This is a genomic window from Mesorhizobium sp. INR15, from assembly GCF_015500075.1.
GTDB lineage: Bacteria > Pseudomonadota > Alphaproteobacteria > Rhizobiales > Rhizobiaceae > Mesorhizobium.
The window spans coordinates 2,898,590-2,923,946 of record NZ_CP045496.1; the positions used below are offsets into that span (position 1 = coordinate 2,898,590).

Below are 25,357 nucleotides of genomic sequence, written 5' to 3' on the forward strand. Positions count from 1 at the left end.
CACGATGCTCTTGGTGAGTGCCCCAATTCTGGGCGTATCCGAGAAGGCGGCTCTGTCAAAGGTCATCGATAGCGGTTGGCTGACGATGGGCGAACGTGTTCGAGCCTTCGAAGAAGCCTTCGCCACCATGCATGGGGCGGATGATTGCGTCGCGGTCAGTTCCTGTACAGCGGCCCTTCATCTGATTCTGCACGCATTGGGAATCGGTCCGGGAGACGAGGTGCTGGTCCCCTCGATGACCTTCGTGGCGACCGCGAATGCAGTGCTTTATGTTGGTGCCACTCCCGTCTTTGTCGACATCGAGTCGGCCGATGTGCCGTTGATGTCGATTGTAGAGGCGGAAGCGCGGTGCACGCCGCGCACCAAGGCCGTCATTCTCGTACACTTCGCGGGCTACCTTGCCGATCGGCTGGAATGGCAAAAATTCGCCCGAGCACGTGGCCTGCAGATCATAGAGGATGCCGCGCATGCTCCCGGCCTGAAGGAGGTGGGAACGTTCGGCGCCGCGGCCGCCTTCAGCTTCTATGGCAACAAGAACATGACAACGGCGGAGGGCGGGATTGTGATTGCCCGAGACCCCGACCTGCGCGAGAGGATTCGCCAGGCCCGCGGGCACGGGATGACGACAGGGACACATCAACGGCTAAACAGCCGCACACCGCAGTATGATGTTACCATGCTCGGGTTCAATTATCGCATGGACGAAATGCGCGCGGCGATCGGTCTGGTTCAGCTGCAGAACCTGCAGGAATGGAACGAGATCAGACGCATCCTGACCGTCCTGTACCGGCGTCTGATTGCAACAAAATGCCCGACCGTGGCAGTTCCATTCAGTCAGCCGCGGACGTCTGCTCATCACATCATGCCTATCCTTCTGCCGCGCTACGCAAAGAGGCAAGACGTTATCGACGAGCTGCGGACGCAAGGGATACAGACCACGATCCACTATCCGCCGGTGCACCAGATGACGCTATACCGCGAGCGGTTTCCCGGCACTCATTTGCCCCTGACAGAGGATTTTGCCCAAAGGGAGCTGACAATCCCCCTGCATCCCCAGATCACCGCATCCGTGGTCGAGGCGGTTGTGTCTGGTCTGGCAATTGCGCTGAGCAACTGCGCTCAAACGGGAGCAGCGGCATGAATGCGCCGGATTTATCCTTGCATCGACGCTTCGCTTCAAGCGCTGCCCACGGGTTTGCGAGGCGCGCCATTGACCTCGCCGTCGCAAGTGCCGCGGCCATCATATTCGCACCTCTGATGGTGGTGATTGCTCTGGCCCTTCTGCTCGAAAGCGGATGGCCTGTCCTTTTCACGCAGACCCGTATGGGCGCCGGTGCCCGACCCTTCCGCATGTACAAATTCCGCAAATTCGGCGTTCGATGCAGCCCTCATGGTCTCGCGCTGACCGTTGCCGGCGACAGTCGCATGACGAGAATAGGCCGGATCCTCGCCGCCACCAAGTTGGATGAGCTGCCGCAAATCTGGAATGTCTTCAGGGGCGAGATGGCAATTGTCGGACCGCGACCGGAAAGCCTCGCCTTCGCCGATTGCTTCCATGGCGGCTTTGAGGCCGTTCTACGATACAAGCCGGGCTTGCTGGGTCCAGCCCAGGTTCTCTTCCGACACGAAGCCCACTTTTATCCTCAATCGACCGATCCGCTGCTGTTCTACCGTGAGATTCTGTTTCCAGCCAAGGCGAGGCTTGATCTCTCTTACTATCCGCAGCGCACGATAGCCTCCGACATCGTCTGGATGGCGTGGGGCCTTCTGGCGGTTCTCGGCCGGGTCCAGCCACCGCGGATCCACGTATCCCCAGGGTGAGCACCGCAAATCAGACAAGGAATGTTTGGCCATGGGCTACAAGGGCAAGAAAGTTCTGGTGACGGGCGCGGATGGATTTATCGGGTCCCATCTCACCGAAGCGCTTGTGCGCAGCGGAGCGGATGTCACGGCATTGGCTCTCTATAATTCCTTCGACAGTCATGGTTGGCTGGACGATCTTCCCGACAACATTCGAAGCCAGTTGAAGCTCGTTCGCGGTGACGTTCGCGATTGCGCGTTCCTGAACCGGATCATGCGTGGTCAGGCCGTGGTGTTTCATCTGGCAGCGCTGATCGCGATTCCCTACTCATACGCCGCGGCGCAGTCGTATGTGGAAACCAACATCCTGGGCACCGTCAATGTCCTCGAAGCGGCGCGTCAGTGGGAGACCGAGCGTGTTGTGCACACCTCGACCAGCGAGGTTTATGGCACCGCGCTGACCATGCCCATCAGCGAAACTCATCCGCTGCAGGGGCAGTCGCCATATTCGGCATCCAAGATTGGCGCCGACATGATGGCGGAGTCCTATGCCAGGTCGTTCGACGTTCCCGTCGTCATCATGCGGCCTTTCAACACCTATGGCCCACGGCAGAGTGAAAGGGCCATTGTGCCAACCATCATACGGCAGGCACTCGATCCAGACTGCGCGGCGATCATGGTCGGGGACACAAGTCCGATCCGTGACCTTACATTCGTTGAAGACACGGCATCGGCATTCTTGACCGCGGGGCTGGCCAAGCTCGAATTCGGCCATGCCTACAATGCCGGCAGCCAGCGTGCCGTGACGATTTCCGATGTGCTGGATCTCGTGATCGAATTAAGCGGCTCCAAGAAACCGGTCCATCGCGACGAAAGCCGTCTACGGCCACATAACTCGGAGGTCCGAGCCCTGCTGGCGGATTCCTCGCGCTTTGAAGGCGAAACCGGATGGCGGGCTCGGACCACCCTGCATGACGGCCTGGAGCGGACCATCGCCTGGTGGCGGGCGCGCCTAAGTGAAGGCCGGGTACGCCGCGAAAAGGGCTATATGACATGACCTTGCTTCGTCGGCACGCATTGGCGCTGATGTTGATTGCCGGGGCCGTATCCTCGCTTCTGGCGGTGGCCGGAAGCCGGGGGAGCAGCGCGCCTGGACAGTTCGAAGCACCGGTCGCGATGGACCTGCCGGACTATCTGCATTCGATGAAGGATCCGGTTCTTGGCACGACCTCTACCCGCATCACCAAGCCGGGCGCGCTTGGTCAAGGCATTGTTTGCGGCAACAACTACTGTAGCCACCGCTATTCAAGTGCCCAGGCGTGGAATGCGGACCAGAGCCTGCTTGTCTTGACGAATGGCTGCGGCGGCATGTGCTTTTTCGACGGGCGGACTTACGTCCCGTTGTTTCACCGCGACCGATCGACTGAATGCGAATGGCATCCCCACGATCCCAATCTGATGATCTGCGTTGACGGTCGGCAGATCGCGACCTGGGCGCCGCGCACCGATAGCGAGGAGGTTCAGTTCGCTTCGACGAACTATCGCGATCTTCAGTTTGGGCCATACAAGGGCAATCCTAGCCTCGACGGCAACCGCATTGTGGTACGGGCGACCCGCGAGGATGGCCACCAGGTTGTCTTCGCCTATGACCTGAAGCAGCGGCGGAAGTTCCCGGATATCGATCTTGCGCAACTCGACGGGACCAATGGCGCCTGTTCAATTTCTCCGCTCGGTGGCGACATTCTCTGTTTTCAAACGTTGAAAGACGGCACCGAACAGGCATTCATTTTCTCCGTGAATGGAACCTTGACCCAGAGTTGGACGGAACATCATCGGCCCGGCCATGGCGACATGACAGTCGATGCCGACGGCAGTGAAATCTACGTAGGGATAAGCAAATCCGATCCGGACAAGTATCAGGTCATCAAGCGGAGGCTGTCCGACGGGAAAGTAACCTCGCTGATGAAATACGGTGAGGCCCAGCATGCCTCACTCAGGTCCCTTGGCATGCCCGGCTGGGTGTTCCTGAGTTATGGCGGCAGTCCGGATCAGGTCTCGAAACATCCGGATTGGGCGCCCTATGCCCGAGAAGTGATCGCACTGCGCATTGATGGCAGCGGAGATGTCCGGCGCGTCGTCCAGACCCGCAACGTTCCGTTCGACTACTGGAGCGAGACCCATGCCTCGCCATCCCCGGATGGTTCGCAGGTGGTTTGGTCGAGCAATTGGGGAATCCCCGGCGGCCCGGTCTACGATTTCGTCACCCGCCTCGACTGGCCTCGGGTGGAGGCGGCGAAGCAACCGGAGATTGTCGCAAATGGTCTTCACTAGTCGAATTGCGCTGGCCTCGATTGGCGTGCTCTGCGCCACGCATGTGGCCGTGGCGGCCGACGTCCAAGGCCCTTACAAGATTTCCCCTGGCGACACAGTCGAGATAGGAATTGCCTCCATCCCCGATCGGACTCGGCGTGCCTTGGTCCAGATGGACGGCACGATCGCACTTCCCGAAGTCGGCGTGATCTCGGTGGGGGGCCTGACTTCGAGCGAACTGCAGGCACGCATGGAAACGATCTTGCCCAGCAAGATCTTCTCCATGCGTCTGTCCGATGGACGAGAGCAGACGATTGTCATCAACCCAAGCGACGTAACCGCCGTCATCGCCGACTATCGCCCCGTCTACGTGACTGGCGACGTGCTCACTCCGGGGCAACAGGCATACCGTCCACTGATGACCGTGCGGCAGGCGGTCGCGGTTTCAGGTGGGTTCAGCCTTTTGCGGACACGGGCAAGCCAGGCAGGTCCTGATCCAGTCGATTTGCGACGCGACTATGAAACGCTCTGGGGAGAGTACACCAAGGCCTACCTTCACGGCGCCCGCATCCGGGCCGAACTTCAAAACAAGGACACCTTTGACATCCAGATGCCGCAAGGCTCGCCATTGCCAGACAGCATCAGCGCGGCGATCGCCCAGTCCGAAGGCCAGGCACTCAAGATCGCTCTCGGCGATTATCAGCAAGAGCAGAGTTTCCTCGACAAGGCCGAAAAGGACACGGCGGCTCAGGTCGAAGTGCTTGCCAAGCGCCAGGGAGTCGAGGCCGAGGGGGTCAAGGCTGATGAGGAAGACATGGCGCGCGTGACCAAGTTGTACGAAGCAGGCAACCTGACCAACAACAGACTGGCTGATGTCCGCCGCGCCCTGCTTCTCTCGTCCAGCGGGGCGCTCCAAACATCGGTCGAACTGATGCGGACGCAACATCAGCAGGAGGACTACGCCAGGCAGCGCGAGCACGGCGACAATCAGAGAAAGATCGACCTCCTGACCGAACTGAAGGACACCGACGCGCTGCTGGCGGACCTTACTTCGAAGCTTCATGCCACCAGCCAGAAATTGCAACCAACCGGAGCGTCCGCGCTGCCCCTGCCGATTGCAGGCGAAACGGTCCGAGCCCAGGTGAAGATCGTCCGCAAAATAGGTGATGAATGGCGAAAACTGACCGCCGACGAAGACACGGAGGTTGCGCCTGGCGATACGGTTGAGGTCAGGTTCACGAGCGACCTCGAAAGCGCCGCGGTCCAATAAGTCAGCCCCGTCCGAACCGAAGACGGGTCCGAAAGACGCAATTACCGGATAGCTCGAAAGTCACAGTCTCCGGTGCCTTATCCCCTGATTTGGCAAGCCAGCTTCGAGTTTTTCAGGGCCGGGTCACGATTTCGCTGCATTTAGCCCGGCCACGTATATTAGCGGTGGTAAATATTTCATATGGAGCGGCTGCAAGCTGATCGGGGAAGATAGAAGGTTGTCCATCATCGGCGGCGCCAGCAAGATCATGCGGCCTTTTCGCGTGGGAGATGGCAGGTCATGACGCCAAGGGAAGGGCGCTCGCTAGACCTGCGCACCGCCATGTTGGGCTGTGTACCAGGGCTGGTTGGCGTTGGCCTGTTTTCCGCGGTCATAAACATTCTGGCGCTGACTGGCTCCGTCTATATGCTTCAAGTCTATGATCGCGTTCTGCCTTCGCAGAGCGTCCCCACGCTCGTCGGATTTACGATTGGGATGCTGGGTCTTTACGCAGCCTATGGACTGCTCGATTTCGTGCGGCTCCGCCTGCTCGTTCGGATCGGCAATCGCGTCCACAAAAATCTGCAGCAAAAGGTCTTCACTCTCTCGCTTTCTCTGCCGCTCGTTGTCGGGCATGGCGCGGGCCGAGTGCAGCCGCTTCGTGATCTCGACCAGTTGCGCGACTTTCTTTCCGGATTGGGCCCGACTGTCATCTTCGACGCCCCCTGGATACCGCTCTATCTGGCGGTCATCTATCTGCTACATCCCTCGCTCGGCATGCTGGCGACGGCCGGCGCGATTGTTGTCATGCTGCTGACGGTGGTCGCGGAAATCCTTGGCCGTGGACCGGTCAAGCGTGCGTCTGAAACACTTCTGGCGCAGCGGAACCTTGCCGATTCCGGCCGCCGCAATGCAGAGGTCGTACGCGCAATGGGTCTCTCGGAGCGGCTCGTCGGTCGCTGGAGCGAGGTCAGTCACGCGTATCTCATGCATCAGGAGCGGCTCTCCGACATTGTCGGCGCCACCGGTTCCCTGTCGAGGGCACTCCGGATGGCCTTGCAGTCTTCCGTTCTGGGGCTCGGCGCCTATCTCGTGATAGGCGGCGAAGCTTCACCAGGCGTGATCATCGCGTCTTCCATATTGCTGGGCCGCTCGCTGGCTCCCGTCGATGCGGCGATCGCGAACTGGCGGGGGTTCGCGGCGTTCCGGCAGAGCTATTCCCAACTGGCGGCGGCGCTGGCTGCTTTCGGTAGCAAGAGCGAGCCTATGGAACTGCCACGTCCCCAGGCCACGCTCGTGGTCGAGGAACTGACAATCGCTCCGCCAGGCCAACAGAAACCGACGGTGATCAATGTTGGCTTCCATTTGATGGCGGGCGCGGGATTAGCCATCGTTGGTCCAAGCGGCTCTGGGAAGACGACGCTCGTGCGCGCGTTGGTAGGAGTGTGGAAGCCACTTCGCGGAACGGTAAGGCTGGACGAAGCCTCACTCGACCAATGGAATCCGGAACAGCTCGGCGCGCATGTCGGCTACTTGCCCCAGGATGTTGAACTGTTCGATGGAACCGTTGCAGACAACATTTCGCGGTTCCGGGGCAAAAGCGATTCCAAAGGAGTTCTGGCAGCCGCCAGAACCGCGGGCGTCGACAAGATGATCATGCGCCTGGCGGAAGGCTTTCAGACACGGGTGGGCGACGGAGGGACCGCGCTGTCCGCGGGGCAGCGGCAACTCGTCGGGCTCGCCAGGGCTCTCTATGGCGATCCATTTCTTGTCGTCCTTGACGAGCCAAATTCGAATCTGGACGTAGACGGCGATGCCGCCCTGGCCGGAGCGATCCTGTCGGTACGCCGGCGTGGAGGCATCGTCATCGTTGTCGCGCACCGACCTTCCGCCCTCACCAATATCGACAAGGTCCTCGTCATGTCGAATGGAATGGTTCATTCCTTTGGCTCGCGCGAGGAGGTCCTGGCGAACGTTATCCGGCCCTTCCCATCAGTCGCCGAGCGGCCGGGTTCGGTCGTCCCGCTGCAGAAAGGGGTGGGCGGTGCGTGAGAACTTACTCTGTGTCTGACGCGGCGATGTCGTCACACGCCCCGGCTGACCGTGGAAGCCGATGGACCGGGCCGCTTGAAGCGTCGGACGGCATCCGCGCCAATCTGATCCTGGGCCTGATGACCACGGTTCTGCTGGTTGTCGGTGGGGGGCTCTGGCTTGGCTTGACCAAAATCGCCGGCGCTGTGATCGCGCCTGCCACGGTGGTGGTCGAAAGCAACATAAAGAAAATCCAGCATCAGACCGGCGGCACCATCGGCGGTATCTTCGCGCAAGACGGCGATCACGTGCAGGCCGGCGATGTGGTGGTCAGGCTCGACGACACCGTGACGCGGGCGAACTTGCAGATAATCAATGAGGACCTCGATCGCGCGGCCGTTCGTCTTGTGCGACTTGAGGCCGAACGGCAGGGGCTACCGGAAATGAAGCTCCCCGCCAGTCTACAGGTCCGGACGGGCAATTCGGAACTGGCGGGGCTTGTCAATGGCGAACGCGCGCTGTTCGAAAGCCGCGCGGCTGCTCTTGCGGGACAGAAGGCACAGTTGCAAAGCCGCTCGAAACAACTCGAAAATGAGATCGAAGGGTTGAAGGCCCAGCAGGCCTCGGCAGACGAGTCCATTGTCCTGCTGGATCGAGATCGGACCGATGTCGAAACACTCTATTCGAAAAAACTGGTGCCCAAGGAAAGGCTGAGCAACGTCAGGCTGGAAGCCACGCGAGCCCACGGAGAATCCGGACGCCTTGCCGCGGCGGTCGCGGAGGCGGAGGCCCGGGTTAGCGAGACCGCGTTGCAAATCCTCCAACTGGACGAGCAACGGCGCAGCGACGTCACCAGCGAACTCCGCGAGACGGAAGCCAAGGTGACGGAGCTCAACGAGCGCAGAGTTGTGGCGGACGACGAACTGACCAAGACCACCATCCGCGCCCCACAGTCGGGAACAATACAGGAATCGTCCGTCCACACGATCGGCGGCGTGGTCGGTGCCGGGGAAGTGCTCATGATGGTTGTTCCCGATGCCGACAATCTCGTGGTGGATGCGCTTATCCCCCCATCGCGTATTGATGACGTTCGTCCCGGTCAGCCCGTCTCGATCCGCTTCCCCGCTTTCGATGTCGGCACAACGCCGGCCTGCCAGGGCACGGTTCGGCGCATTTCAGCGGATCTGATCAAGGATCAGCAACGCCAGCTCTCATATTTCTCCGCGCGCATCAGTGTCGAAAATAAAGTGGACTGCCTTACGGACTCAAAGGTGCTCAAGCCGGGAATGCCGGCCGAAGTCCACATAAGCACCGATCAGCGCAGTGCCTGGTCTTACTTGCTGAAGCCGCTTACCGATCAGATGTCTCGAGCCTTCCGCCAATGACATGGGGAATTGACTAGGATCGGGTGCGAAAAAAGCTGCTGTCGGCCGATTTGTGGCGCCGAGAGGCGCAATCGATCGCGTTGGCGAGAGCCGCGAATGCGAAGCAGCTCTACCCTGCTACGATGCGGTGTGCACCCTTCGGCGGGCGCGGCGTACGGCGTGCGCTGCCTGCTCCGCCGTCGCGGGGACGTTAGTCAGATCGCCCTTGTCCTGATGCATGGTGTTCGTGGCCCGGTGGAGCCTCTCATAGGGCAGCAGTTCCCTGATCCGGGCGTTGACCAATGTAATTTCGGCCCGCAGATCTTCGCATTCTTGCTGGCGGATATCGAGCTGTATCTGATCGGACGCCTGCTGCAGCGAAAGCTGTGAAAAATTCGCGGTTGCCTTCGAAAGGTTCTGCTTGTCGGTTTCTGTCTCCTTGATGAGCGCAGCCAGTCTTTCATCGGCGACCTGCTTTTCCGCCACGGCATCGCTCCATTGAAGCTTGAGCTTGGCGATCTCGCTTGTGGCCTCGTTGTTTGCGCCGGATGCAAGCTCAACTCGCGAATGGAGGTTCTGAATTTCTGAACGCAAACCTCGAATCTCGACACCGCAGCGCTCCAGTTCGGCGCCCTTGTCCCCTTCCATGATGCGGGCGGCTTCCGTTGCCTCGGATAGTTTGGCCTGGGCGATCTCAAGCGCCGTCTGAAGCCGTATCGCTTCTTTCTCGCTCTTGCCGAGCGCACCCTGCAGTTCGGAATTTCGTGTCGCTTCGCCGGCGTGTATCGTTGAGTACTCGTCGAGTCTGTGCCGCGCCTCATCTTCGCGCTTCAGTGCTCTCTCGAGGTCGATCAACAAGCTGACATTCTTCTCCCGCAGCAGTTTGTTCTCTCTCGCGCGCCTATCTGCCTCGACGGTTACGTTGGCGAGCGTGTTCGTAAGGTCGCCAAATTCCGCCTCGGTCCTTGCGCTTGTGTTCGCTGCTTCCACGAGCTCCAGCCTCGCAGCGGCCAGTGCACCGCGAAGTGCTTCGCCGTCTTGAGCAAGGGTTGTCTCGTGCTGTTGCAAAGCCTCCATGATGCTCTCACGCTCATGCAGTTTCCTGGTCAGGTCATTGAACCTGTCCGACAGGCCCCTTTGCTCCGTGGTCAGGGTTAGATTCGCCAACTCCAGTTCGTTGGCGCGAAGAATGTCGGCGTGAAGGATGTGGAACAGGTCGCGGGTCAGGTGGTGCGTGTTCGCGACCTCCGACAGCTTCGCGTTGATCTCCTCGAAATTGAGCTTTGTATCGCGAAACAGTCCATCAAAGGAACTCAACGCAGCAATACGGCTCTGCGTATGAGTGGTCAGCCGCCTCGTGGTTTCGGGGATGACCGCACCGCCTTCGGATTGCGCATTGTCATCCCTTTCCAACGGCGTCTCGTCAGGAAACGTGTGGTTTTCCAGCACGTCATCCATACGAAGACATTCTTCGACAGCGTTGGCCAAGTCAGCTTCGAGTGCATCGACTGCCTTGTGCGTAGTGTCGGCACGCTTGAGCAGGTCCCTGAAATTCATGACCTGATACATATCGAGGGATCAGGTCAGCGTCTTCGTGCAATCAAACGATGCCAAGGTCCTCCCGACCTATGCCGAAGTAGGCTTTTCGCGCCGGGCAGCCTTCGTGTTTTGAGTGTCCTTGTCCGCAATGGAGTATGAAAAAACTTTCCCGCGCGCTTCGTCCGTCACCCGAATCCAATCCTTTTCCCACGTTCGTCCGTTGAGTTTTCGATTGATCAGTTTCGATGCTGCCACGAGGGGGGTGGGCGCATCAATCGTCCGTGATCTCGTGGCACGGTCGTTTTGCATTTCCTCAACGAGGTAGGTTGGCATTCACCGGCTCCACAGGGCATCGCTTATATCAATGCCGGCCAACGGACTTGGTTGCAGTCAACCTGGCATTGGGCGACATCGTACAGGCGAGTCTGTCGGGCATAGGGCTGGACTTGCGCCTGGTGTGGGCGAGGCGCCATGCGATGCGGGTTTGATTGAAGACGCCTCGTCACCGGTCGGGGTCAGCGGGATCAAGTGTGGTGCAAGGGAGCGCACGCGAGCAAAGCATGGCGCGCAATCGCAAGCCCGCGCTTCGAACGCGTCACATTGGTCACGGAGCGGCCCGGCACCTTGTTGGGGATGTGCTCCAGCTGCCGGGCCTAACCGGCGGGCTTTTGGGATGCTGGTCGCCGGCTGGTGCAGATATGCGCGCGAGGTGGCGGAAAGGCATCATTCGAACGAACACATTGTTCGTCGCGGTTCGTCGCGCATCCGATCCCCTTAGGGCCGATGACGGCGCTTCAGCCAATAAGCCGCCATGCCTGACCTGTCTTCATCACAATGAAGGGCGACAAATGCGAGAGCCCATGAGACTCGGTAGGGACAGGAGCGGCGCGCAATGGGTTCCGGCAAGGCCTTTCGGCCGCGCTGCCAAAACGGCCAGATTGAAATCGCTTCGTACCCTGTTTTTGCTGGCGGAGGCGGATTTACAGATTTCGTTCACCGAGGAGCTCGACTGCTCTTTGCTTGTCGCCGCACTGAGGGACCCAGGGAGTGCGCCCCAGAGGCCCTGATTCCAGCCAGTACAAAATAGCTCCAGGGGTTGGGGCAAATGCAATGCCATGTGCCGTATGGTTGGGATCGTCGGCCACTCGCAGGCTGCGACGCCTGTCGTCGATGCACTGAATGGGCTTGACCGCAGTGGCCGTAGCTGAGAGGTGGCGTGGCTACCATCAAGAGCGGACAGCCCGGCCACACGCGACGAGCGGGGCGGCCCGACGGTTGCAATCGGGGGCGATCGGCACACCGCCGGGCCTGACCGGCTGAGGTAGGGGTAGGGACGCCGGCTGATAAAAGACATGCGCCTACACCCGCGGAATTGCATCATTCGAACGGCGTTCAGGCATGGCTTTCAGCACTGCACAGCGCAGAATATTGGCATCGATTGAAATGCGAAAATGATCCGCGGCGCCAAAAATAGCGCGGATCATGCCCTCCTTGTGGGATCGGCCAGCAGTATCATTCAAATGGAGGGTGCGTACGGCGCTGCGCCGGCCTATTCCGGAACACTGCTTCAGGATGCGTTACGCGAGGAGTACCCGGCGTCTACCGCGTCGGCCGCGCCAAGATCGGAACGCATCGAGGAATTTGCGCGAGACGGAGAGCGGTGTCCGATCTCGCGAGGGTCGGATTGATGTCTAGATCATCACTAGACGAAGATCCTCCACTCTGATGGATCGGGGGTTTCGAATGGCCAGCTCGTCTCAGATCAACACTTTGTTCTCCGGCATTTCGGATATATCGAGCGATCCGCCGCACAATGCGCTCGCCGTCGGACCGAACAATGCCGTCATGGCGGAAGGATCGAAGGTCGAGTGGACGGATCTGTCCGGCGGCGCGATGAATTCGCAGTCCGTCTATCAGTTCTTTGGTTCGCTCGGGGCGACCGCGACGAATGCCCTGTTCGATCCGCGCGCGGCATATGACAGCGTCAATCAGAGATATGTCGTAACCATCGACAATATCGGCTCGGGCGGCGCCATCAGCAACGTCGACATCGCCGTGTCGCGGGACTCGAACCCGAATGACGGCTGGTATTTCTATTCGTTGAACACATCGATCATGATCAACGGTCAACTGACGGCCGCGGATCAGCCGGCCCTGTCGCTCGACGGCACCAACATTTACATCACCACCCCCCAATATGGCGTCAATGTCTCCGGCTTTGCTGGGACGGAACAATGGGTCATCGGCGACACGACGGGCGCCGGAGGCGGCATCTACAATGGCGGCACGATGACAGTCGTGGCCAATCAGGTCGCATCACCCAACCAAGGCATCGCCAGACTCGTCGCCGGCAACAATGGCCAGACCTATTATGCCTCGGCGGAGAACACCGGCAGCCAAACCCTCATCACCCTGCAGACCTACAACCCTGCGACCAACAGTTTCGGCCCGACAACCACGGTGTCGCTCGGCAACATCGATCAAGGTGGCGGAGGATCGGACTACACTGCTCAGCAACAAGGAACGAGCGTCCTGCTTAATGCCGGCGACGCGAACATCCAGAACCTCGCCTATTCCAATGGCTTCCTCTACGGCGTCTCCGAGGTGATGTCGGCCGGTTCCAGCACGCCCCAGGTCCACTGGTTCAAGATCGACGTGAGCAACCCGGGCAGCCCGACCCTGGTGGCGCAGGGCGATATTCCAGGTGCTGCGATCGGCAGCGGCGTCGCCACCTTCGACGGCTCGATCGCCGTCGACCAGGCGGGCGACGTCATCATCAACTACACCGCGAGCGGCCCGGGCATATATCCCGCCGACTACTACAGCTTCATGGCGGCGGCCGACCCATCGGGTACATTCAGCGCCCCTGTCCTCTACCAGGCAAGCTCGAGCTACCTGGCCAATGGCGATGGCGGAAATGTCCAGCGATGGGGGAACAATTCGTCGGCGACCGCCGATCCTTCCGATCCGAATTCCTTCTGGTTGTCGGGCGAATACGTCGCTAGTGGCTGGTGGCAGACATCGGTGGCGCAGGTTGTGATCCAGACGCCGACAGCGAACGTGACTGATCGGCTGAGCAAGGACACTGGCGCCTCGTCCAGCGACACGATCACCAGCAATGCCAAAATCGGCGGCACCGGCGTGGCGAACGCAGTCGTGTCCTTCACCGTCGACGGCAACGCTATCGCGACCACGGTGACAGCCAACGCGGGCGGCGCGTGGACGTTCACGCCCAGTGGGCTCGCGGACGGACCGCATACGATCGTGGCCAGCGAGACCGGTGCGCCGGGGAATCCCTCACCGGCGTCGCTGACGTTCACCCTCGATACCACGACCCCAACGGTGGCGATCGGCAACGTGGGCGGCGCAACCGGCCAGGCGGCGCTGACGGTGACAGGAACTGTCGGCGACCCCGATGTCTCAGGGCCTGGCTCGACAGTCCAGATATTCGACGGCACGACCCAGGTCGGTACGGCGACCGTCCAGGCTGACGGGACCTGGAGCACCGGCATCACCTTGAGCAACGGTACGAACAGCTTGACCGCCAGGAACACGGATCTGGCGGGCAATATGGGGACTAGCGCTCCGGTCACCTACACGATCACGACGCCGTCATCGTCGATCCAGACGACGTTCACAGGCCTCTCCGATCTGTCCGACGATCCGCCGGACAACGGCCTAGCGGTGGGGCCGGGCGGCATTGTGATGGCCGAAGGGCAGCGGGTCGAATGGACAAATCTTGCCGGCGCCGCCGCCACGAACATGTCGGCCTACAGTTTCTTCCCCCCACCTGCCGGCGCAAACTCATGGGTTGGCTCCCTGAAGGACACGTTCAGCGCATACGATGCGGTCAACAACCGCTTCGTCTACAGCAGCGAGAACCTCAATCCTCACTCCAGCCCTGGCAGCACCAACGAAGTGTTTGCGGTTTCCAAGGGTTCGAATCCGAATGATGGCTGGTATTTCGGTTCGATCAGTACCTCGACGACCATCAACGGCGTGGCGACTGAATCCGACGAGCCGACGCTGGCGGTCGACGGAACCAATATCTACATAGCGTCTCCGCAGTACAACGCCTCCGGCCCTGGTTACTTGGGATCGGAACTGTGGGTCATCAGCGACACGGCCGGGGCGGGCGGAGGCATCTACAACGGCGGCACGCCGACCATCATCGCGACCCAACTGACCGACCCCAGCCAAGGCATCTTCCGCGATGCGGCGGGAAACAACGGCAAGACCTATTTCGCCAGCGCCTATGACAACGGCGGCCAAAGCTTCATGGCACTGCAAGTCTACGACGTTGCCACGAACACATTCGGATCGGTCACCAGCATCTCGTTCGGTAATATAGATCAGGGCACCGGCGGCACGACCTACTACGCCCAGCAACAAGGTTCGAACGTGCTTTTGGACGTCAACGACGGCCGGATCGGCAATCTCGTCTACGCCAACGGCTTCCTCTACGGCACGAACGAGATCCAATCTCCGGGATCGAGCGTTCCGAGTGTCCACTGGTTCAAGATCGACGTCAGCAATCCGGCCAGCCCCGTGATGGCGGCACAGGGCACGATATCCGGCGACACCATCGGCGCGAACGTGGCGACCTTCAACGGGTCGATCGCGGTCGATGCGGCCGGAGATGTGATAATCAACTTCAACGCCAGTGGTCCGAACATGCTTCCGTCGGACTACTATGTGCTGGGCAAGACGGACAATCTGTCCTTCGGGTTCACCACCCCGGTTCTCTACCAAGCCAGTTCCCAGCCGTTTGCGCTGGATACCAATCGGTGGGGGAGTAATTCTTCCGCGGTCGTCGATCCCAACAATCCAAACGCCTTCTGGATATCGAGCGAATATATCGCAAACAATTGGTGGCAGACCGCCGTCGCCCAAGTCGCCGTTCAAGGATCGCCGACCGAGCGTTTGCTCAACGACACCGGCGCATCCTCGAGCGACAAAATCACGAGCAATGCCACGCTGGCCGGCACCGGCACCGCGAATGCGGTGGTGCACTTTGTTGTGGACGGGACCGCCATCTCCAGCACGGCGACGGCCGACAGCACGGGAGCCTGGCAATTCACTCCGGTGGGGCTTGCTGACGGGCAGCATACAATCGTCGCAAGCGAGACGGACGCGCTCGGCAATCTCCGATCGGCCTCCTTGACCTTCTCACTCGACACCACGCCTCCGGCGGTGACGATGACCAATGCCGGCGGCACGGCCAGTCAGGCGGCGTTGACAGTGACAGGAACGGTCAGCGACCCCGATGTTTCCGGTCCAGGCGCGACGGTCGCGATATTCGACGGTACGACCCAGGTCGGAACGGCGCCCGTCCAGGCGAACGGAAGTTGGAGCACCAATATCACCTTGACCAACGGCACGAACACCCTGACGGCGCGTGATACGGATTCCGCTGGCAACGTCGGCAGCAGCATGCCGGTCACCTACACCTACCAGGCAGTGGCCCCAGACCATATCGTAATCGTGGTGGAAGAAAATCACGGTTACTCAGATCTAATCGGAAATCCGGCCGCGCCATACATCAATTCGCTCGTCAGTCAGGGCACGCTCTTCACCAATTACCATGCGGTCGCTCACCCGAGCGAGCCAAATTATTTTGCGATATTCTCAGGCTCGACGCAGGGAATCACCACGGACGGCACCTTCTTCTTTCCAACGGCGCCAACGCTAGCGGGCGAGCTGTTGCAAGCTGGCGACAGCTTTGTCGGCTATGCGGAATCCCCTCCGGAACAAGATCACATGCCCTGGGCAAGCTTTGGCGACTCGCAGAACACAGGTCAGGATTTCAGCAACTTCCCGACCGATTTCAGCAAGCTTCCGACCGTCTCCTTCGTCATCCCCAACGTCAACAACGACATGCATGACGGCACGGTCGCCCAGGGCGACCAATGGCTCAGCACCAATCTCAGCGCCTACGTGAATTGGGCTAAAACCCATAACAGCATTCTGGTCCTTACCTCCGACGAAAACGACGGCTCTGGCAACAATCAGGTCGCAACGATCGTCTTGGGCGCAGGTGTCGGGGTGGGACAGAACAGCCAGCTCTTCGACCACTACTCGCTGCTGCATACGATCGAAAACACGTATGGCCTTCCGACGCTGGGCTCGAGTGCCACGGCGCCGATCATGACCTTCGCTCCGGTGAGCACGACAACGGTGACATTGATCTCAGCATCCGGGACGGGGATAGCCAGCGGCAATGGCGACCTGAACGCCGGCAGCACCGTTACGCTGACGGTGAATTTCAGCGGGGCGGTGACGGTCAACGCCGCCGGAGGCTCGCCAAGTCTTCTTCTCAACGACGGCGGCATCGCTGCCTACAGCGGCGGCTCCGGCACGACAGCATTGACCTTCAGTTACATCGTGGCCGCCGGGCAGAACACGCCCGACCTGACCGTCTCTTCGCTCAGCCTGAACGGGTCGATCATCACAGATGGCGCGGGCAACAGCGCTGACCCCTCGGGCGCCACCAACTACAACCCGGCCGGCACATTGCAGATCGACGCGACGATACCGACGATCGCCAGCATCGCCACGTCCGGCACCGGGATAACCAGCGGCAATGGCGACCTGAACGCCGGCAAGACCGTCACGCTGACGGTGAACTTCAGCGAGGCGGTGACGGTCAACGCCGCCGGAGGCTCGCCAAGTCTTCTTCTCAACGACGGCGGCGTCGCTGCCTACAGCGGCGGCTCCGGCACGACGGCATTGACCTTCAGTTACACCGTAGCCTCCGGGCAGAATACGCCCGACCTGACCGTCTCCTCGCTCAGCCTGAACGGGTCGATCATCACAGATGGCGCGGGCAACAGCGCTGATCCCTCGGGCGCCACCAACTACAACCCGGCCGGCACATTGCAGATCGACGCGACGATACCGACGATCGCCAGCATCGCCACGTCCGGCACCGGGATAACCAGCGGCAATGGCGACCTGAACGCGGGCAAGACTGTTACGCTGACCGTGACCTTCAGCAAAGCGGTGACGGTCAACTCCGCGGGAGGCTCGCCAAGACTCCTCCTCGGCGATGGCGGCATCGCTGCCTATAGCGGCGGCTCGGGTACGGCGGCATTGACCTTCAAATACACAGTGGCCGCCGGGCAGAACACGTCCGACCTGACCATATCCTCGTTCGATCTAAACGGATCGGCCATCGCCGATGGCGTAGCCAACAGCGCCATCATCTCCGGCGCCACCAACTACAATCCGGCCGGCACATTGCAGATCGACACGACGATACCGACGATCGCCGGCATCGCGACGTCCGGCGCCGGGATAACCAACGGCAATGGCGACCTGAACGCCGGCAAGACCGTCGCGCTGACTGTCACCTTCAGCGAGGCCGTGACGGTCAACTCCGCCGGAGGTTCGCCAAGGCTTCTTCTCAATGACGGCGGCATCGCGACCTATAGCGGCGGTTCGGGCACGACAGCATTGACCTTCAGCTATACCGTGGCCTCCGGGCAGAATACGCCCGACCTGACCGTATCCTCGCTCAGCCTGAATGGGTCGACCATCGCTGACCCCGCGGGCAACAACGCCAATCTTTCGGGCGCCAACAACTACAATCCGGCCGGGACGCTGCAGATCGACACGGCGGTGCCGACGATCGCATCGATTTCTACCTCCGGCGCGGGAATAGCCAATGGTATTGGCGACCTGAACGCCGGCAAGACCGTCACGCTGGCGGTGAATTTCAGCCAGGCGGTAGCGGTCAACACCGCGGGAGGTTTGCCAAGGCTTCTTCTTAACGACGGTGGAATAGCAACCTACAACGGCGGATCTGGCACGACGGCATTGACCTTCACCTATACCGTTGCCGTCGGCCAGAACACTTCCGACCTGACGGTCTCCTCGTTCAACCTCAACGGCTCGACCGTCACTGATCTAGCAACCAACAATGCCAATCTCTCGGGTGCCAACAACTACAATCCGGCCGGCACACTGCAGATCGACACGACGGTACCAACGGTCGCCATCAACACGATCGCCGGCAACGGCAACGTCAGTGGCTTGGAAGCGTTGACAGGATTCGCCATCAGCGGCACCTCGACCAATGTCGAGAACGGCCAGGTCGTGACGGTCAATATCCGCAACAGCCAGAACATTGTCGTCGACAGCTACACGGCCACCGACCAGAACAATGCCTGGTCCGTGAATGTGACGAGTGCGCAGGCGCAGGCGCTCGCCGACGGCGCCTACACCGTGACGGCCGACGTGGCGGACAAGGCAGGCAATCTCGCACCGCTCGCTACCAGGGCCCTGATCGTCGACGAAGACAAACTGCCCGAAGCGCCGATCCTGGTCATCGCAAACACCGCGCTGACGGTCCAGGCACATGGCTCGATCGCACTTGGAATAACTGCAACTCCCATCGATTCGGACGATAGCGTCACGTTGAAGATCGCGGGCCTGCCGAGCTATGAGACGATCACCGCCCCAAGCGGCTACAGCGTCAGCCGGGCGTTGCAGTTGAACGGCACCTATACGTGGACGATCAGCGAGACCTCCTCCACGATCGGCAAGCCGATCTCAGGACTCGTACTGGCATCCTCCTATGGCGGCACGGGCCATCCCGTCGCCACGCTGACGATCGTTGCGAGCAATACGACCCTTGGCGAAACAGCGAGTTCGACATCGCGGACCATGACGGTTACGGATCCCCCCGCGATCATGACCGGGCCGACATCGAACCTCATTGCCTTGTTCAACCAGTATGTTGCATCGGGCTTTCACGACAACCGATCAGGCGCCGGAGAGATCGTGCAGACATCGCATCTGCAGAGTGGCCACGATGCCCTGGCGTTCCTGGCGACGCCAGGCCATTTCGAGCGCTGAGAGGAACCCGCAGATGTCCTTCGGAGGCCCTGGGATTGGCCAGGAAGACGACCAGGGGCTCGGCGTCCTCGTCATGCTCCTGCAACTCCACGGCGTTGCTGCCGAGGGGCCGCAGATACGCCACAGGCTCGGCCAGGCGCGCATCGGCACAACGGAGATGCTGCGCTGCGCCAAGGACGTCGGGCTCAAGGCGCGCAGCATCAAAACCGCTTGGCCCCGCCTAGCCCGCACGCCCTTGCCGGCCATTGCGGCGCTCAAGGATGGCGGCTTCCTGCTGCTCGGCAAGGCTGGGGAGGAGCAAGTCCTCGTCCAGCGTCCCCATGCGCCGCGCCCGGAGGCATTGTCGCGCGCCGAGTTCGAGGAAATCTGGGACGGGCGGCTGATCCTCATGACGCGCCGGGCCTCGCTATCGGACCTGTCTCGGCGCTTCGACATAACCTGGTTTCTTGGCGCGATCCGGAAATATCGCCATCTCTTGGGCGAAGTCCTCGTCGCGTCCCTGTTCCTTCAGCTCTTCGCGCTGATCAGCCCGCTCTTGTTCCAGGTCGTGATCGACAAGGTGCTGGTGCACCGGGGCATAAGCACGCTGGAAATCCTCACCGTAGGGCTCGTTGCGATCGCGGTCTTCGAGGCAGTCCTCGGCGGGCTGCGCACCTACCTTTTTGCCCATACGACCAACCGCATCGATGTCGAGCTCGGCGCGCGCCTGTATCGCCATCTGATGGCGCTGCCGCTCGCCTATTTCCAGGCGCGACGCGCGGGTGACTCGATCGCCCGCGTACGCGAGCTCGAGAATATCCGCAATTTCCTCACGAGCTCGGCCCTGACCCTGGTCGTCGACCTTGCCTTCACCGTGGTCTTCCTCGGCGTGATGTTCATCTATTCGCCGCTCTTGACCTTGGTCGTGCTGAGCGCCTTTCCCGTCTACATCGGCGTTTCGGCGGGCGCGACGCCCCTTTTCCGCAAGCGACTCGACGAGAAGTTCAGGTGCGGCGCCGAAAATCAGGCTCTGCTCGTGGAGAGCATCACCGGGGTCGAGACATTGAAGGCGCTCGCGGTTGAACCGCAGATGCAGCGCCGCTGGGAGGAACAGCTTGCCGCCTATGTTTCCGCAAGCTTCAGCGTGATGAGCCTTGGCAACATGGCAAGTCAGGCTATCCAGCTCGCAAGCAAGATAGTCACCGCCGCCATCCTGTTCTTCGGCGCCAAGCTCGTCATCGATGGCAAGCTGACTGTAGGCGAACTGGTGGCCTTCAATATGCTGGCGAGCCGCGTGAGCGCACCGGTGCTGCGACTGGCGCAGATATGGCAGGATTTCCATCAAGCGCGCCTCTCGATCGAACGGCTCGGTGATATTCTCAATACGCAACCTGAGCCGACGCTCGGCGCGGGCCGCGCCTCGCTGCCGCCGATCCGCGGCGAGATTACTTTCGAGCATGTCGACTTCCGCTACCGCATCGACGGGCCGGAGGTGCTGCACGATGTGAGCTTTCAATTTCCGCCAGGCCAGATCGTGGGTCTTGTTGGCGCATCGGGTTCAGGCAAGAGCACGATCGCCAAGCTCGTCCAGCGCCTCTACGTGCCCGAGAACGGGCGCGTCCTCGCCGACGGTGTCGATCTCGCCATGGTCGATACGGCCTGGCTGCGTCGGCAGGTTGGCGTCGTGCTGCAGGAGGACGTGCTCTTCAACCGCTCGGTACGCGACAATATCGCGCTCGCCGACCCCGCGACACCGATGAAGGATGTCATCGCCGCGGCCGAACTCGCCGGAGCCAACCAATTCATCCTCGAGCTTCCGGAAGGCTACGACACGGTCATTGGCGAGCGTGGTTGCTCGCTCTCCGGTGGCCAGCGCCAGCGCATTGCCATTGCTCGCGCGCTCCTTGGCGATCCGCGCATCCTGATCTTCGACGAGGCGACCAGCGCTCTCGATTATGAGAGTGAACGCATCATCCAGGACAATATGCGCAGCATGTCGGAACGGCGCACTGTCATCATCATCGCCCATCGCCTGTCGATGGTACGCCATGCCGACCGCATCATCACCATCGACCGCGGCCGAATCGTCGAGGACGGCACGCATGACGACTTGATACGGTCGAACGGCCGTTACGCCAACCTGCATCAGCTGCAAGCGGGGAATACCAATGGCAGCCGCCGGAAACATCGTTGAATTTCCCACGCGGCAGGTTCGCCGCCGCGATCACGAGACCGCGTTCCTGCCGGCGGCGCTCGAGGTCATGGAGACGCCGCCTTCACCCATCGGTCGTGCCATCGGCGCGACCATCATCGCCTTTTTCTGCCTGGCCCTCGCCTGGGCGACGGTCGGCAAGGTCGATATCGTCGCGACCGCGCCCGGCAGGATCGTGCCCGATGACCGCGTCAAGGTCATCCAGCCATTCGAGACCGGCATCGTGCATGCCATACATGTGCGCGACGGCGCTTCGGTGAAGGCGGGAGACGTGTTGATCGAGCTCGATCCGACGGTCAGCGCGGCGGAGACCGACCACATCAAGAGTGATCTCGTCGCCGCGCAGCTCGAGGTGGCGCGGCTGCGGGCGGCGCTCGCGGGGGATGCCAATCCCCTCGATGATTTCGTCGCCCCCGCCGACGCGAGCCAGGCCTTGATCGAGACACAGCGCCGCTTCCTCGTGATGCAGACAGCCGAGCAGGACGCCAAACTCGCCGAGATCACGCGCCAGCTTGCCGAGAAGCAAGCGGAGGGCGAAACAATCACGGCCACCATCGACAAGCTGCAGGCAGTCCTCCCGCCGCTCCAGGAGCGTGTGAGCATGGACAAGAGCCTCTACGACAAGGGCCTTGCCTCCAAGATTACCTATCTCACCGACTTGCAGGACCTGATCGGCCAGCAGCACGATCTCCCGGTCCTGGAGAGCCGTGGCCGCGAAGCCGAGGCGGCTGTCGCGGTACTGAGGGAGACCAGCGCGCGGGCCCAGGCCGAATATCGCCGTTCGCTTTTCGACGATCTGGCGAAGGCCGAGCAAAAGGAAGCTGGTCTCGCCCAGGACATGGTCAAGGCAGAGCACAAGGGCAAAATGCAAACCCTGACCGCCCCGGTCGACGGCGTCGTGCAGCAGCTCTCGGTGCATACGATCGGAGGCGTGGTCACTCCGGCGCAGCCGCTCGCGGTGATCGTGCCGGTCGACGCCGCTCTCGAGATCGAGGCCATGGTGTCGAACAACGATATCGGCTTCGTCTTTCCGGGGCAGAAGGCCGAGATCAAGGTCGATACCTTCAATTTCACGCGCTACGGGCTGCTGCACGGGCGGGTGCTCGGTGTCTCGCGCGATGCCGTAATCAATGGTCAGCGCGACGATGCCTCCCGCGAACCGCCATCCGCGGCGGAAAATTCAACGAGCGAGACAAAAGGGCTCACCTATGTAGCGCGCATTTCGCTCGACAGCGCGCAGATGCAGATTGAGGGCAGGTCCGCCGACCTCTCGCCTGGGATGTCGGTTACGGTCGAGATCAAGACCGGCTCTCGCCGAATCATCAGCTACCTGCTTTCGCCTCTCATGCGCTACAAGCAGGAGGCCCTGCGCGAGAGATGATGGTTTGCCCGACCGGCCTGCTAATCGCGACGGCGGGTCGCGATCTGCCAAATGTTGCCCCATGTGTCTTCTACCGTCGCCCTCCGATCGCCATACGGCATGGTCGTGGGGGCTTCGACCGAGACAGCGCCAGCTCCAATCGCGTCGCGGTAGGCGCGGTCCGCGTCCTCGACATAGACGTAGAGGAACGCGGTGCCAGCGTCGCGAATACCTCCGCCGTCACTGACCATAACCATCGAGTCACCGATCCTCACTTCGGCGGGCCTTCCCGGATTGATGTCGCAGGACGCGTGGAAGACCATTCTCAGGAACGCCACCACACCTTCCACATCTTGTGTAATTATCCTTGGCGTCACTGTGGGCCAACCGTCCGGCTGGAAGCTCTTCGACGTTGCATCCTCCTGATGTCTGACTCAGAATAATCGCAGAGTGTTTAACTCAGATCATCGCACATACGCGCGATTGGGCCCGATCTTCCGGGACTTGATCCGCTTCGGAATGGTCAGTTGGCGGCATCCCTTTGGAATGTCTCAAAAACAAACCGCTTGGCTTCGCGCACGCTGTCTTCAAGCGGCGTTGCTTTGGCCAGATGCGCTGAAATCGAGCTGGCCAGCATGCAGCCTGTCCCGCGCATAGACCCGGCAAGACGAGGCGTGTCGAAGCGGACAGGTTGGTGATCGGAGCGAAGCAGAATGTCCGTTGCCAAGGGGCCCGTCGCATGGCCACCCTTGAGCAACAGCGCTGACGGGCCCGCAGCCAGCAATCGCTCTCCCTGCAGCAGCACATCATCGTCACCCCCTGCCATTTCGGAGCTGGTCAGGACGGCCAGCTCGACGAGATTTGGCGTGACGAGACGGCAAAGCGGCATAAGTTCGCGCCTGAGTGCGCCGATCGCGCGCGTCTGCAGGAGTAGCCTGCCTGACGAAGACGCCAGCACCGGATCGAGCACAGCTGGGATGCGCGGGTTCTCGGAAAGCACAGCGGCAACCGCTGCGATGACTCCAGCCGTTGCCAGCATGCCGATCTTGATGGCCATCACTTCGTTGGCCTGAAGTGCCGCCCGCATCTGATCGCGCACCAGTGCCGGGCGCAGATGCTGGATGTCGCTGACGGCGTCGTGCGTCTGCACCGTTATCGCGGTGACAGCAAGGCAGGTGCGCAGGCCCATCGAAGCTATCGTCTCGATATCCCGAGCAATTCCCGCACCGCCGCTTGAGTCCGAGCCGCCGACGACAAGCACATGTGGTTCTCGCCTTAGCGCCATCGGCCGGTCTTTTCGATCCATTCTCGCGTGCGTGCCTCGGGATCGGCGTTCAATGTGATGTCTGTGACCACAGCGGCGCTGTCCGCACCGGCCTCGAAAACACCGCCGATCCGGTCCGGGTTGAGGCCGCCGATGGCGACCAGCGGGATCGGTCCAACGAGGCGCTTCCACTCGGCGATCCGTTCAAGCCCTTGCGGCGCCCATTTCATCTTCTTCAGGATGGTGGGGTAGATGGGGCCGAGTGCGATGTAGTCAGGCCGCGCGGCCATGGCCGTTTCCAGTTCGGCATGGTCATGCGTGCTGAGCCCCAGCTTCACGCCGGCTGCGCGTATTTGCGACAGGTCTGCTGCTTGCAGGTCCTCCTGGCCGAGATGCACGAAGTCGCAGCCTTCTTCGATGGCCAGCCGCCAGTGGTCATTGATGATGAGCTGGCAGCGGTTTTGGGCGCACAAGGCCTTCGCCTTGCCGAACTCCGCGCGCAACGCGGTCTCGTCCATGTCCTTGATGCGCAGCTGCACCAGCTTGACGCCAAGCGGCACCAGCCGCTCGATCCAGGCGGCGCTGTCGACGATCAGGTAGAAGGGATCGAGTTTCATGAAAAATGCGCCTTGCCGAAGGTTGGGGTCGACGGCACTGCGAGATCGCGCGGCTCGAGCATTCCCGAGATGAAAGCCTCCCGTCCGGCATCGACGGCCTTGCCGAACGCACGCGCCATGCCGACCGGATCGGCTGCCTTGGCAACCGCCGTATTTAGAAGCACGGCATCGAAGCCGAGTTCCATGACGGTTGCCGCGTGCGAAGGCCGCCCGAGTCCCGCGTCCACAATCAACGGAACATCAGGGAAATGTCCGCGCATCGAGCGCAAGGCCATGATGTTGACCGGCCCGAGCGCCGAACCGATCGGCGCGCACCAGGGCATCAAGACCTTGCAGCCCGCTTCCAGCAGCCGCTCGGCAACGACGAGATCGTCGGTCGTATAGGGAAAGACAGCAAAGCCGTCCTCGCACAGGATGCGGGCGGCTTCGACCAGGCCGAACACGTCCGGCTGCAGCGTGTCGTGATTGCCGATGACTTCGAGCTTGATCCAGGCGGTGCCGAAGACCTCGCGCGCCATCCTGGCGGTCGTGACGGCCTCCTTGACGGAGTGGCAGCCGGCAGTGTTGGGCAGGACATTGACACCGAGCGAGCGGATCAACGACCAGAATTTGTCGCCGGACCTGCCGCCTGCCATTTCGCGGCGTAATGAGACGGTGACCACCGACGTGCCTGACGCCTTGACCGCGTCGGCGAGGATGGCCGGCGAAGGATATTGGGCGGTGCCGAGAAGCAGGCGCGAGGAGAGCGCCGTTCCAAGAAGATCGAACATGGC

17 protein-coding genes are annotated in these 25,357 nt (G+C 61.3%); 10 read left to right on the plus strand and 7 right to left on the minus strand.

From position 1 onward, the window contains the following. The first annotated feature begins 4 nt into the window (after window positions 1–4). The 7 genes from GA829_RS14195 to GA829_RS14225 all read left to right on the plus strand — a co-directional run bounded on the left by GA829_RS14195 (window position 5) and on the right by GA829_RS14225 (window position 8,775). Window positions 5–1,141 carry a DegT/DnrJ/EryC1/StrS family aminotransferase gene (locus GA829_RS14195; RefSeq protein WP_195179090.1) on the plus strand — a complete coding sequence of 379 codons (1,137 nt, stop codon included), beginning with the start codon at window positions 5–7 and terminating at the stop codon, window positions 1,139–1,141. A gap of 116 nt (window positions 1,142–1,257) precedes the next feature. Continuing rightward, window positions 1,258–1,821 (plus strand): sugar transferase, encoded by a 564-nt coding sequence (locus GA829_RS14200; protein ID WP_258052336.1) that lies wholly within the window; start codon window positions 1,258–1,260, stop codon window positions 1,819–1,821. Between the two features lie 31 nt (window positions 1,822–1,852). After that, on the plus strand, window positions 1,853–2,857 hold the full coding sequence (locus GA829_RS14205) for an SDR family NAD(P)-dependent oxidoreductase (protein WP_195179092.1): 1,005 nt from the start codon (window positions 1,853–1,855) through the stop codon (window positions 2,855–2,857). Between the two features lie 29 nt (window positions 2,858–2,886). Further along, on the plus strand, window positions 2,887–4,131 hold the full coding sequence (locus GA829_RS14210) for a hypothetical protein (RefSeq protein WP_374940425.1): 1,245 nt from the start codon (window positions 2,887–2,889) through the stop codon (window positions 4,129–4,131). Beyond that, a complete protein-coding gene (locus tag GA829_RS14215; RefSeq protein ID WP_195179641.1) occupies window positions 4,118–5,380 on the plus strand; it encodes a polysaccharide biosynthesis/export family protein in 1,263 nt (420 codons plus the stop codon). Before GA829_RS14210 ends, GA829_RS14215 begins: the two co-directional genes overlap by 14 nt. A 279-nt stretch (window positions 5,381–5,659) precedes the next feature. Continuing rightward, window positions 5,660–7,411 carry a type I secretion system permease/ATPase gene (locus GA829_RS14220; RefSeq protein WP_195179094.1) on the plus strand — a complete coding sequence of 584 codons (1,752 nt, stop codon included), beginning with the start codon at window positions 5,660–5,662 and terminating at the stop codon, window positions 7,409–7,411. A gap of 11 nt (window positions 7,412–7,422) precedes the next feature. Then, window positions 7,423–8,775: an HlyD family type I secretion periplasmic adaptor subunit gene (locus GA829_RS14225; RefSeq protein ID WP_258052288.1), complete on the plus strand. Its 1,353-nt coding sequence runs from the start codon at window positions 7,423–7,425 to the stop codon at window positions 8,773–8,775. A 117-nt stretch (window positions 8,776–8,892) separates the two neighbouring features. Here GA829_RS14225 and GA829_RS14230 read toward each other — a convergent pair whose 3' ends face one another. From GA829_RS14230 to GA829_RS36665, 3 genes are all read right to left on the minus strand, one after another. Continuing rightward, window positions 8,893–10,323 carry a hypothetical protein gene (locus GA829_RS14230; RefSeq protein ID WP_258052289.1) on the minus strand — a complete coding sequence of 477 codons (1,431 nt, stop codon included), beginning with the start codon at window positions 10,321–10,323 and terminating at the stop codon, window positions 8,893–8,895. Window positions 10,324–10,380: 57 nt separating this feature from the next. After that, a complete protein-coding gene (locus tag GA829_RS14235; protein WP_195179096.1) occupies window positions 10,381–10,626 on the minus strand; it encodes a hypothetical protein in 246 nt (81 codons plus the stop codon). Between the two features lie 1,025 nt (window positions 10,627–11,651). After that, window positions 11,652–11,777 (minus strand): hypothetical protein, encoded by a 126-nt coding sequence (locus tag GA829_RS36665; protein WP_258052290.1) that lies wholly within the window; start codon window positions 11,775–11,777, stop codon window positions 11,652–11,654. Window positions 11,778–12,036: 259 nt separating this feature from the next. Between GA829_RS36665 and GA829_RS14240 the strand changes: the two genes are divergently transcribed. From GA829_RS14240 to GA829_RS14250, 3 genes are read left to right on the plus strand one after another with little or no spacing between them, the layout of a single operon-like run. Then, the gene (locus GA829_RS14240) at window positions 12,037–19,152 is read left to right on the plus strand and encodes a beta strand repeat-containing protein (protein ID WP_195179097.1); all 7,116 of its coding nucleotides are present in this window, start codon (window positions 12,037–12,039) and stop codon (window positions 19,150–19,152) included. Between the two features lie 13 nt (window positions 19,153–19,165). Further along, on the plus strand, window positions 19,166–21,325 hold the full coding sequence (locus tag GA829_RS14245; protein WP_195179098.1) for a type I secretion system permease/ATPase: 2,160 nt from the start codon (window positions 19,166–19,168) through the stop codon (window positions 21,323–21,325). Then, complete coding sequence (locus GA829_RS14250) at window positions 21,300–22,724, plus strand: HlyD family type I secretion periplasmic adaptor subunit (protein ID WP_195179099.1); 1,425 nt, start codon at window positions 21,300–21,302, stop codon at window positions 22,722–22,724. The genes GA829_RS14245 and GA829_RS14250 overlap by 26 nt, the downstream gene beginning before the upstream one ends. 20 nt (window positions 22,725–22,744) lie before the next feature. Here the strand turns inward: GA829_RS14250 and GA829_RS36475 are convergent, their stop codons facing one another. From GA829_RS36475 to GA829_RS14270, 4 genes are all read right to left on the minus strand, one after another. Further along, window positions 22,745–22,960: a VOC family protein gene (locus GA829_RS36475; RefSeq protein ID WP_210337761.1), complete on the minus strand. Its 216-nt coding sequence runs from the start codon at window positions 22,958–22,960 to the stop codon at window positions 22,745–22,747. Between the two features lie 266 nt (window positions 22,961–23,226). Continuing rightward, window positions 23,227–23,988, minus strand: a complete 762-nt coding sequence (locus GA829_RS14260; RefSeq protein WP_195179101.1) for a hydroxymethylpyrimidine/phosphomethylpyrimidine kinase — start codon at window positions 23,986–23,988, stop codon at window positions 23,227–23,229. Next, complete coding sequence (locus GA829_RS14265; RefSeq protein WP_195179102.1) at window positions 23,979–24,584, minus strand: thiamine phosphate synthase; 606 nt, start codon at window positions 24,582–24,584, stop codon at window positions 23,979–23,981. The genes GA829_RS14260 and GA829_RS14265 overlap by 10 nt, the downstream gene beginning before the upstream one ends. Then, window positions 24,581–25,354: a thiazole synthase gene (locus GA829_RS14270; RefSeq protein ID WP_195179103.1), complete on the minus strand. Its 774-nt coding sequence runs from the start codon at window positions 25,352–25,354 to the stop codon at window positions 24,581–24,583. Before GA829_RS14270 ends, GA829_RS14265 begins: the two co-directional genes overlap by 4 nt. Window positions 25,355–25,357: the final 3 nt, after the last annotated feature.